The sequence below is a fragment of the Neisseria sp. P0022.S010 genome (genome assembly GCF_051956635.1).
This window is the reverse complement of the sequence record NZ_JBQCXF010000816.1, coordinates 1-578: the sequence shown is the minus strand read 5'-3', so window position 1 is coordinate 578 and position 578 is coordinate 1. Positions and strand designations below refer to the sequence as shown.

The 578-nt window shown below is 47.6% G+C and carries 1 protein-coding gene; it reads left to right on the top strand.

The window, feature by feature from the left end; genetic code table 11:
- A partial coding sequence (locus tag ACTHUT_RS21580) for a TatD family hydrolase (protein WP_440419862.1) occupies positions 1–324 on the top strand: 324 nt, incomplete at its 5' end.
- Positions 325–578: the final 254 nt, after the last annotated feature.

Here is a 578-nt window from a genome sequence, read left to right as displayed (position 1 = left end):
GAAGACGTCGCCTTTGCCAAAGCCGCTTTGGATTTGGGCATGTATATCTCCTTCTCCGGCATTGTGACGTTTAAAAACGCGCCGCTGATACAGGAAGCCGCCAAATACGTCCCTGCTGATAGAATCTTGGTAGAAACCGATGCGCCCTTCCTTGCGCCGGTTCCCAAACGCGGCAAACAAAACGAGCCTTCCTACGTCCGCTATACAGCCGAATTCTTAGCCAATCTACGCGGCGAGAGTTTGGAAACATTGGCACAAAACACCAGCGACAATTTCTATCGCCTGTTTAAGAAAGTACCCGATGGCCGTCTGAACAACGGTTAAGCCTAAAGCTTCTATCATCGGCTCTGCCAATCCGTCATCCGGATTCTGCCTCAAATACAGCAGTAAACTCGAAATGGCTTGAGACAGAAACGCAATCGGCTTGCGCTATCTTCCGAACGGCAGACTTTTAAAGCATGGGAATTTTCCCATCAACACAATAAGTAAGTTTAAATTCAAAATATTGCTTTCCTAAGCCCAGTAAAGCGCAAGGCCGTCTGAAAGTATTTTCAGACGGCCTCTTGCTTATTTTACCG